This window comes from uncultured Desulfovibrio sp., assembly GCF_944324525.1.
GTDB lineage: Bacteria > Desulfobacterota > Desulfovibrionia > Desulfovibrionales > Desulfovibrionaceae > Desulfovibrio.
This window is the reverse complement of the sequence record NZ_CALUWS010000069.1, coordinates 1-10,457: the sequence shown is the minus strand read 5'-3', so window position 1 is coordinate 10,457 and position 10,457 is coordinate 1. Positions and strand designations below refer to the sequence as shown.

Annotated in this window: 6 protein-coding genes; 2 read left to right on the top strand and 4 right to left on the bottom strand. The window is 65.1% G+C overall.

The window, feature by feature from the left end; translation table 11 throughout:
- Positions 1-74: 74 nt before the first annotated feature.
- Positions 75-1,067 carry an asparaginase gene (locus Q0K12_RS11815; RefSeq protein ID WP_297263174.1) on the bottom strand — a complete coding sequence of 331 codons (993 nt, stop codon included), beginning with the start codon at positions 1,065-1,067 and terminating at the stop codon, positions 75-77.
- A gap of 29 nt (positions 1,068-1,096) precedes the next feature.
- Positions 1,097-1,927, bottom strand: a complete 831-nt coding sequence (gene thiM / locus Q0K12_RS11810) for a hydroxyethylthiazole kinase (protein WP_297263173.1) — start codon at positions 1,925-1,927, stop codon at positions 1,097-1,099.
- A gap of 402 nt (positions 1,928-2,329) precedes the next feature.
- Between thiM and Q0K12_RS11805 the strand changes: the two genes are divergently transcribed.
- On the top strand, positions 2,330-2,626 hold the full coding sequence (locus Q0K12_RS11805; RefSeq protein WP_297263172.1) for an HdeA/HdeB family chaperone: 297 nt from the start codon (positions 2,330-2,332) through the stop codon (positions 2,624-2,626).
- A gap of 26 nt (positions 2,627-2,652) precedes the next feature.
- Here Q0K12_RS11805 and Q0K12_RS11800 read toward each other — a convergent pair whose 3' ends face one another.
- Both Q0K12_RS11800 and Q0K12_RS11795 read right to left on the bottom strand, forming a co-directional pair.
- Positions 2,653-4,794 (bottom strand): EAL domain-containing protein, encoded by a 2,142-nt coding sequence (locus Q0K12_RS11800; RefSeq protein WP_297263171.1) that lies wholly within the window; start codon positions 4,792-4,794, stop codon positions 2,653-2,655.
- Positions 4,795-4,882: 88 nt separating this feature from the next.
- A complete protein-coding gene (locus Q0K12_RS11795; RefSeq protein ID WP_297263170.1) occupies positions 4,883-7,033 on the bottom strand; it encodes a sensor domain-containing phosphodiesterase in 2,151 nt (716 codons plus the stop codon).
- Positions 7,034-7,594: 561 nt separating this feature from the next.
- Here Q0K12_RS11795 and Q0K12_RS11790 point away from each other — a divergent pair.
- Positions 7,595-10,324 carry a molybdopterin-dependent aldehyde oxidoreductase gene (locus tag Q0K12_RS11790; RefSeq protein WP_297263169.1) on the top strand — a complete coding sequence of 910 codons (2,730 nt, stop codon included), beginning with the start codon at positions 7,595-7,597 and terminating at the stop codon, positions 10,322-10,324.
- The last annotated feature ends 133 nt before the right edge of the window (positions 10,325-10,457 follow it).

The window sequence follows — 10,457 nt, the reverse complement described above, 5'->3', positions numbered from 1 at the left end:
GCCTTACGGACATCGACAGCAGAGCGAGGGGTTCCCCTTCCCCCCAAACAAGTAACGAATAGTGTTAACAGGCCCTAATCCGTGTCGAACCAGCGGGCGATGCGATCCCGTTGCGGCGCCTGGCCGTCCGGTTCGAGGTTCAGGGCCAGCAGCAGCTTGAGACGGGCCTTGGCGGCGCTCAGTTCGCCGCCCATGATGACGCCGATGCGGCGCTGCTGCACCATGCCGCCGTCGTAGGCGTAGACGTCCAGCACGCGGCCGCCGGTACGGGTGGCATTGACGATGATGACCCCGCGTTCCAGCGCCCGCCGCAGGGCGGGCATGACGGTGGGCGGCACGTTGCCGCGGCCGAAGCTTTCGATGACCAGCCCCTCGGCCCCGCGTGAGACGGCGAAGTCGATGAGGCTGCCGTCATCGCCGGTGACGATCTTGATGAGGTCGGCGCGCCGGTGCAGGTTGGCGGGCCAGAGGGTCTGCCGGTGCAGGGGCGCGCGCCGGAAGATGAGGCGGTCATCATCCACGGTGCCGATGGGCCCCCACCAGGGGGACTGGAAGGTGGCCACATTGGCCGCGTGGGTCTTGGCGGCCTCGCGCGCGGCGTGGAGCTGGTCGTTCATGACCACCAGCGTGCCCATGCCCCGCGCCTGCGGGGAAGCGGCCACGCGCACGGCGCTCATGAGGTTGCGCGGGCCGTCCGGGCCGAGCTCGTCCTCGGCATGCATGGCGGCCGTGAGGCAGACCGGCTTGGGGCTGTCCACGGCGAGATCGAGGAAATAGGCCGTTTCTTCCAGCGTGTCCGTACCGTGGGTGATGACCACGCCGGCCACATCCGGCTCGGCAAGGCGGCGGCGCACCAGGGCGGCCAGTTCGTACATGCGGTCCGGGGTCATGGCCGGACTGGGCAGGTTGGAGAATTCGCAGACTTCCAGCGGGCAGACCTGTTCCAGGCCGCGCACGCCGTCCACCAGCTCGCTGCCGTTGAGGGCCGGGGCCGCGCCGCCGGTGGCGGCGTCATGCAGCATGGCGATGGTGCCGCCGGTGGTGATGACGACGACTTTGGGGTTCATGATGGCCTCTCTGACGGGGTCGCGTGTTTCTATGCCAATCGCCGCACGCGGCAGCGTCGTTGCAGCAGGGGCGCGTCGAGGCGGCTCATGGCGTCGTGCAGGGCGATGCGGTAGCTCCCCGTGCCCGCGCTGTCGCCAAGGGCCTCGTGGGCCAGTTCGCCGCTGATGCCCATGCAGCACATGCCGCAGAGGGCGGCCTCCAGCGGCGCGGCGGGATTGGCCCCGCAGTGGCAGGCGATGACCCCGGCGGACATGCAGCCGGTGCCGGACAGGCGGGACATGAAGGGATGGCCGTTGTCCACGCCCCAGGCCGTGGGGCCGTCCGTCACAAGGTCGATGGGCCCGCTGATGACGACGACCGCTCCGGTGGCCGCCTGCAGGCGGCGGGCCAGAGCCAGGGCTTCGGCAAGCCGCTCTTCGCTGATCAGGTCGGACGGGCAGGCGTCCACGCCGCGCGCCGAGCCGATGCCCTCGGCCAGGAAGCGGATCTCGGAGATATTGCCCTTGATGACCGTGGGCCTGACATGCTGTAAGATGTCCAGGGCCAGCCTGTTGCGGAAGGCGGAAGCCCCGGCGCCCACGGGATCGAAGACGACGGGATGGCCGAGCCTGTTGGCCGCCTTGCCGGCGGCGAGCATGGCTTCATGCGTACGGGCGCACGGGGTGCCCATATTGAGGACGAGCGCCGCGCACAGCCCGGCGATGTCCTCGCTTTCGGCCGGATCGTCAGCCATGATGGGGGAGCCGCCCGCGGCGATGGTGATATTGGCGCAGTCGTTGACGGTCACATAATTGGTGATGAAGTGCACGAGCGGCGTGGCCTGGCGCGTGGCCTGCCAGATGGCGGAAAGATCGAGCATGTGTAGCCTCCCGGCAAAGGAATGGAGAGGCAGTATGCGTCAGGCGGGACATGATGGCAAGGGGCGCGTGCGGGCCTGCCGCCGGCAAGCTCCTCGTTGACAGCTCTTGCGGCTTCCCCTAGGTTCTGGACGCATACGCATGCCGTCCGGGAAGCGCCGCGCGCGTTTCCGTCAGTGCCGCGCTTTTCGGCCATAGAGCACTTTCAGTTTGAAACGTCTGGCGTTTCGCGGAAAAAACGCGGTTTTTCCGCTCACTTTGGGCCGGGCGGCGCTGTGCCGCCGCCTCGCATTTTGCCCTTTTTTAAAGGCAAAATGCTCTAGCGCCGGAGAAAGGAGGCGGGCGGCGCGTGTCCTGATCTCTCAACGCCGCTCCGCAAGCGGCATGCCCACGGAAAGACTGCCATGAAAAGACGTATCGCCGCCGTTGTCCTTGCCATCCTTTGCGCTGTGCCCTGCCTTGCCCGGGCTGCGGAGATCGACATCGCACGGATCCGTTGCAAGGATATCCTGACCAACGAGGAGCAGCTTCCGCTTATCCTGATGTGGGTCGACGGCTATATGAGCGCCGCGACGAACAATACTGTTTTCAGTGCGGAGTGGATGTCCAGACTGGCCGCCCATATGGACGTGTACTGCGCGACCCATCCCCGCAAGACGGTCATGGAAGCCATGGAGGCCATGCCGGCCGAAGAGGAGTAGCGCCGTCCGCCCGCGTCGGGCGGGCATCAGGCCGGGGTCGGGCGGGGGCCGTCCGCCGCGGCGGGCTCGTCCGTCGAGCTGGCGGGCGAGGCGGCCATGCGGAGGCGCTGCTGAAAGTCTTCCACAGGCTGCGGATGCGCCAGCAGATAGCCCTGCACTTCCTGACAGCCCAGACCCGCCAGGATGTCCAGCTGCCGGTCCCGCTCCACCCCTTCGGCCACGGTGGTTATGGAGAGGTTGTGGCTGGCCATGATGAGCATATGCAGCAGCTTGGGCAGGCGGGGATTGTCCTCCAGCGCGGAGATGAGCCGCTTGTCCAGCTTGAGTACGGAAAAGTCCACCTCGGCCAGCGTGGCCAGATTGGCGTGGGCCACCCCGAAGTCGTCAATGGCCAGATGGTAGCCGTTGCGGGCAAGAAGGCGGCTCATTTCCTGGACGCGCTCATGTTCCCGCGAATCGGCGTTTTCGGTGATCTCCACCTGCAAAAGTTCCAGCGGGATGGCATGGCGGGTGCGGATGCGCTCCAGCTGTTCCAGAAAATCCGGCAGGACGAAGGTGTGGCGTGAAAAGTTGGTGGCGACGGGGACGACCTCCCGTCCCTCGTCCAGCCAGATGCGCAGATGGCGGCAGGCCTCCTCAAAGACGAAGAAATCCAGCAGATGGCAGCGGTGCAGGGACTCCAGCAGCGGGATGAACTGGTCCGGCGGGACGATGCGGCCGTCCTTCTTCAGGCGGATGAGCACCTCGACGCCGCAGAGGCTTCTGTCCGCCACCTTGAACTTGGGTTGCCAGTAGGTAAGGAAGCTGCCGTCGGCAAGCATGCGCTCCAGCACGCCGGGACGGGCCAGCTCCAGGATATGGTCGGCTTCGGGTCGGTAGCGGCAGCTTTCCCGGTGGCGGTAAAAAGCCTTCTTGTTGGCGAACATCTCCGCTTCGGCCCGGGTATAGGCCGTCATGGGCGCTTCGCCGTCCCCGAGCCGGTAACCGCCCACCGCCGCGGAAAAGTCGAGCGTGCCCGACAGGATGACCTGCATCCGCCGCAGGGTCTCATGGAAAACGTCCTTGCCCACATAGTTCCAGAGCAGGGCGAACTCGCCGCCGTTCAGGCGGTAGGGATGCGCGCCGGCCTCCATGTCGCCCAGCAGAGCGGCCAGGCGGATCAGCATGTCGTCGCCATGCTGGATGCCGTGAACCTCATTGATCTTTTTGAGGCCGTTCACTTCAAGGAGCACGACGGCCCCGCCGGGTGAGCTGAGGTGCTGCACGTCATGTTGGAAGGCGTGCCGGTTGCCGAGGCCGGTCAGAGGATCGTGCCGGGAGTGGTGTTCCAGCGTATTGAGCAGGTGGAAACGCTCGATGGTGGCGGCGATGAACTTGCTGATGGCGGCAAGGGCCGTCCGGGCTTCTTCCACCCGGCTGCGGGTCGGGTTCTCCACTTCAAGGAAACCGGTAAGGCGGCCCGAGACCACGAGCGGCGCGATGAGGAAGGAGGAGATGTCCCGCAGGCGCATGCCGTCGCCGGATCCCTGCCCCGCGCCGATCCGTACGCCGTCAAGCTGGAGGATCTCCCCCTGACGCAGCCGGGGCAGCCAGTCCGCATAGGTCGCTTCGGGAAGGTCGAGCTGACTGTCCCGCAGCTGGCTGATGTCCTCGCGCGTCCACTCATGGGTATTGCAGGCCTTCCGCTCGCGAAGCTCGAATATGGAGCAGCGGTCCGCCTCCAGAAAAAGGCCGATCTCTTCCAGCACCTGGAGGATAAGGGTGTACGGATTGCCGGAGTCTTCCGCCAGCAGGCGGGAACAGTGGTCGATGAGGCTTTCCACGCCGCGTTCCCGCCGCAGGAGCTGCTGTGCCCGTACCTGCGGGGTGGTCTCCCGGGCGATGAGCAGCCGGGCCTTGCGTCCCTGCCAGGCGGCAAAGGCCTCATAGATCTTGAAGTGCGCGTTGAGGTGCGGCAGATAGACCTGCTCGCGACGGCGGACAGGCTGGCGGGTGCAACTTTCGCAGGGGGTATCGCTGTCGTGAAAGACCTTGTGGCACTTTTTTCCCGCAAGATCAGCTATCCTGAACCGTTGACGGCAGGCCGCATTGGCATAGAGAAGGTCATGCGTCTCCAGATCGGCAACGTACACCAGATCCGAGAGCCCGTCGAAGAAGTTGGCCAGCATTGCTATGACTCCACATCAGGGGACGGCATGTCCGGGCGGGAGGCGTGTAAAAACTCCGCAAAAAGAATATGACTTTTGTTGTAAGATTTCAAGAACGGCAGCCGCAGGGACTTTTGCCGGGACCGCGGTCCATGTCGCCGCGTGGCGGGGCCGCGGCGTCCAGCTTTTGCTGGAACTGTTCCAGCGGCAGGGGACGGGAGAAGAGGAAGCCCTGGACTTCGTGACAGCCCATGCCGGAAAGGATGGCCAGCTGCTCGGGACGCTCGACGCCTTCGGCCACGGTGTTGATGCGCAGGGAATGGCTGGTCAGGATGAGCATCTCCAGGATCTTGAGCAGACGGGGATTGCTCTCCAGCGAGTGGATGAGCCGCTTGTCCAGCTTGAGCACGGAAAAGTCCACTTCCGCCAGGGTGGCCAGATTGGCATGCGCCACGCCGAAGTCGTCGATGACCAGACAGAAGCCGTGCGCGTGCAGCTTGCGGGCCATGTCCTGGAAGACGGCCTGATCGGCGGCGTCCACGGTCTCGGTGATCTCCACCTGCAGCAGCGCGAGCGGGATGTTGTAGCGGTGGCGGATGGTCTCCAGCCTGTCGAGGAAATCGGGCATCACGAAGGTGTTGCGGGAAAAGTTGGTGGAGACGGGCACCACGGACCGCGCCTCGTCCAGTCTGCGGCGCAGGAAGCGGCAGGCCTCCTCAAAGACGAAATAGTCCAGCAGGTAGGTGCGGTGCAGGGATTCCAGCAGAGGCATGAACTGCCCCGGAGAAAGGACCTCGTCGCCGTGCCGCAGGCGCACGAGCGCCTCCGCCCCGCAGATACGCCCGTCCTTCAGGCTGTACTTGGGCTGCCAGTAGGTGATGACCTTGCCGTCATCCAGCATCTGTTCCAGAGTGCCCGGCTGGGCAAGGCGCAGCATATCGTCCATTTCGGCCCGGTAGCGGCTGCCGCCTTGCAGGCGGTAGTGGGCCCGCTTTTGTTGGTACATCTGCTTTTCGGCGCGGGTATGGGCCTGCCCGGGGCGATCCCCCGCATCCATCCAGTAGCCGCCCACCGCGGCGGAAAAGCCCAGGATCCCGGAAAAGAAGGATTCCAGCCGTTGCTGGGTGTCGGCGAAGGCCGCCCGGTCGATGCTGTTCCAGAGGATGGCGAATTCTCCGCCGTTGAGCCGGAAGGCCCGCCCCGTTTCCACCAGCTTGCCCAGCATGTCGCCAATACGGGCAAGCAGCTCGTCGCCGTACTGCATGCCGTAGGTCTCGTTGATCTTTTTGAGGCCGTTCACCTCGAGCAGCAGGATGGCGGCGCCGGGCCCGGAGAGCGCTTCCAGTTCCTGCCGGAACAGATGGCGGTTGCCCAGTCCGGTCAGGGCGTCATGGTGGGAGTGGTGCGCCAGCGTGGTGATGAGGCGGAAACGCTCGATGGTGGAGCCCATGAACTTGCTGATGGAAGCCAGCGTGATGCGGGTTTCCTGCACGCGGTGCGGCGCCAGATTGTCCACGCCCAGAAAACCGAACAGCTCGCCGGAGACGTTCAGCGGCTCCACGAGGAGCGACTTGATGCCCTGCGGCTTGAGATAGGCGTATTCCACCGGGCTGATGCGGGCGATGTCCTCCACATCGGGGAGGAAAACGCTGCTGCCGCTGAGCAGCGGGCCGAGCCAGCGGGCATAGGCGGCCTGCGGCACATGCTGCAGGTTCTTCTGCTGCGGCGAGACGCCGCTGCGGCACCATTCGTGCGTATTGCTGGCCGTCCCCCCGTGGATCTCGAAGATGTAGCAGCGGTCGGCCTCGAGGAAACGGCCGATCTCCTCCAGCGTCATGTTGAGGAGGGTGTGCAGGTTGCCGGTATCGTCATTGAGCAGGCGGGCGCAGTGGGCGATGAGCTGCTCGATGTCGCCATGCAGGATGAGGCGCTTTTCCGCCACATGGTCGGTGACGTCATAGGCTATCTCCAGGCGCGCCTTGCGGCCCCGGAAATCGATGACGGAATCATAGAGGTCGAAATGACGCTGGAGCAGGGGATTGAAGCAGCTCCAGGCCCAGCGGCCGTGTTCGCGCAGCTTTTGATTGGTGCAGAAGTCGCAGGGCTGGCTCAGCCCCTGCAACACTTCATAGCACTTGCCGGGACTGTCCTGGATATGGAAATTCTGGCGGCAGGCCCGGTTGGCGTAGAGCAGATCGTAGGTTTCCAGATCCGCGATGTATACAAGGTCGTCAAGACCATCAAATGCGGTGGCCAGCATGGGACTACTCCAACATCACAGGGGGATGGGATGCCTGGAAATGCACGCAATTCACAGCGCCTTCAGGGGAGAGGCCCTGCATAGGGATAACTGCGGGAAAGGTATCCCCTTTTCCTGTGAACCACAAGGGGGAATATCCGTTAAAAACGGTTTTTTCGGCGTTTCTCAGGGGCTGGCGGAGAAAGGCCTTTCCCTTTGAGGGAAAATGGTCTAATGTGACTCGTACCTCATACAAAGCGTTTTTCCGATCCGCCATGCCCCATCTTGCCGGGGCGTGCCCTTTCCGTCGCGGGAGAGGAACGGTCGGATGCGCCGCCGCACGCCGGGGAGGCCCCAGGGCCACGACTGCCCCCGGCAAAGGCGATGGAGGTTGGGCGAAGCGCGGGGAATGCGGGGCATTTCTCCGGTGCGGCGCAGCCCCCGGAAAAGCACCGGCTTTTCGGGCGGCCGGCGGCGCGTCTTCACCCGTACAGGGAGCTTGGGCCGCGAGGCCCGACTGCCGCATACAATGGCCGGGTCTTCCGGCCGGTCATCATCAAGCCGTTTCGCATGGAGTCGCGTATGGAAACGAAAACGCTTGTGGTCAATGGCATTCCCCGCAGGGTCATGGTCAGTCCCGACGCCACCCTGGTGGATGTTCTGCGCAATCAGCTGCAGCTTACCAGCGTCAAGGTGGGCTGCGGGCAGGGACAGTGCGGGGCCTGTACGGTCATCCTTGACGGCAAGGTGACGCGCGCCTGCATCGTGAAGATGCGCCGCGTGCCCGAAAATGCCGCCGTCACCACGCTGGAAGGCATCGGCACCCCTGACAACCTGCATCCGCTCCAGGTCTCCTGGATGTATCACGGCGCGGCCCAGTGCGGTTTCTGCACGCCGGGCTTCATCGTCTCGGCCAAGGGCCTGCTGGACAGCAACCCCAATCCCAGCCGCGAAGACGTGCGCGACTGGTTCCAGAAACATCATAACGTCTGCCGCTGCACCGGCTACATCCCGCTGGTGGACGCCGTCATGGACGCCGCCGCCGTGCTGCGCGGGGAAAAGACGCTGGACGACATCACCTTCAAGATGCCTGCCGACGGCCGGGTGTTCGGTTCGCGCCTGCCGCGTCCCAGCGCCGTGGCCAAGGTGACGGGCCTTGCCGAATACGGCGCGGACGCCGCCGTGCACATGCCGCCGGAAACGCTCCATCTGGCGCTGGCCCAGGCCAAGGTGTCCCATGCCAACATCAAGGGCATCGACACTTCCGAAGCCGAGAAGATGCCCGGCGTGGTGCGCGTGCTGACCCACAAGGACGTGAAGGGCAAGAACCGCATCACCGGCCTCATCACCTTCGCCGACAACAAGGGCGACGGCTGGGATCGTCCCATCCTCAATGACACCAAGGTGTTCCAGTACGGCGACGCGCTGGCCATCGTCTGCGCCGATTCCGAGGAACACGCCCGCGCCGCCGCCGAAAAGGTGAAGTTCGACCTTGAGCTGCTGCCCGAATACATGAGCGCGCCCGAAGCCATGGCCCCCGACGCCATCGAGATCCATCCCGGCACGCCCAACATCTATTACGAGCCCCACATCGAAAAGGGCGAGGACACCAAACCCTATTTTGACGATCCCAACAACGTGGTGGTGGAGGACAGCTTCTACACCCAGCGTCAGCCGCACCTCAACATCGAGCCGGACGTGGGCTACGGCTACCTCAATGAAGAGGGTAAGCTCGTCATCCACTCCAAGTCCATCGGCCTGCATCTGCACGCGCTCATGATCGCCCCCGGCCTGGGCGTCAAATTCCCCGAAGAGCTGGTGCTCGTGCAGAACACCACGGGCGGCACCTTCGGCTACAAATTCAGCCCCACCATGGAGGCCCTCATCGGCGTGGCCGTGCTGGCTACGGGCCGTCCCTGCCATCTGCGCTACAACTATCAGCAACAGCAGCAGTACACCGGCAAGCGTTCGCCCTTCTGGACCACCGTCCGCATGGCCGCCGACAAGAAGACCGGCAAGATCAAGGCCATGGAGACCGACTGGACCTGCGACCACGGCCCGTATTCCGAATTCGGCGACCTGCTGACCCTGCGCGGGGCCCAGTTCATCGGCGCGGGCTACGGCATCCCCAACATCCGCGGCGACGGCCGCACCGTGGCCACCAACCACGCCTGGGGCGCGGCCTTCCGCGGCTACGGCGGCCCGGAATCGGAATTCCCCTCCGAAGTGCTCATGGACGAACTGGCCGAAAAGCTGGGCATGGACCCCTTCGATCTGCGCGAGCTCAACTGCTACAAGGAAGGCGACACCACGCCCACCGGTCAGAAGCCCGAAGTCATCAACCTGCCCACCATGTTCAAGGCCCTGCGGCCCAAGTATGAAGCCGCCAAGGCCCGCGTGAAAGCCGAATCCACCGCCGAGGTCAAGCGTGGCGTGGGTCTGGCCCTGGCCGTCTACGGCGCCGGTCTGGACGGCCCGGACTCCTCCGAGGCCTGGGTGGAACTCAATCCCGACGGCTCGGTGACGGTCGGCAGCACCTGGGAAGATCACGGCCAGGGCGCGGACTCCGGCGCGCAGTGCACCGCCCATGAGGCCCTGCGGCCCATCGGTCTGCCCGTGGAAAAGATCCGTCTCGTCATGAACGACACCAGCAAGACGCCCAACTCCGGCCCGGCCGGCGGTTCGCGCTCGCAGGTGATGACGGGCAACGCCATCCGCGTGGCCTGCGAGTCGCTGGTGGAAGCCATGCGCAAGCCCAACGGCGGCGGCTTCTTCACCTACGACGAGATGAAGGCCGAAGGCCGCGCCGTGCACCATGACGGCAAGTGGACCGCTCCCGCCCGCGACTGCGGCAAGAACTGTCAGGGCGAACCCTTCTGTTGCTACATGTACGGCCTGTTCATGGCCGAGGTGGCCGTGGAAGTGGCCACCGGCAAGACCACGGTGGAAAAGATGACCATGGTGGCCGACATCGGCAAGGTGGCCAACCGCCTCATCACCGACGGTCAGCTCTACGGCGGCATCGCCCAGGGCATCGGCCTCGCTCTCACCGAGGACTACGAGGACATCAAGAAGCACAGCACCATGGCCGGCGCCGGTATCCCCACCATCAAGGACATCCCGGACAACATCGAGCTCATCTACGTGGAGACCCCGCGTCCCGACGGCCCCTTCGGCGCGTCCGGCACCGGGGAGATCCCGCTGTGCGGCCCGCATCCGGCCATCATCAACGCCATCTACAACGCCTGCGGCGCGCGGGTGACCCATCTGCCCGCCTACCCTGAGCGTGTGCTGGCGGCCATGCCCAAGTAAGCGCTGCCCGCAACGGGGGGAGGTCCGCCTCCCCCCACGAGGCGGGTTCTTCCTGCGATGTGTCCCCGGGGGACGGGATTCCCCTCCGCGGGCGCGGGAGGGGTTGGCCTGCCCCCGGTCCCCCATCCCTTCC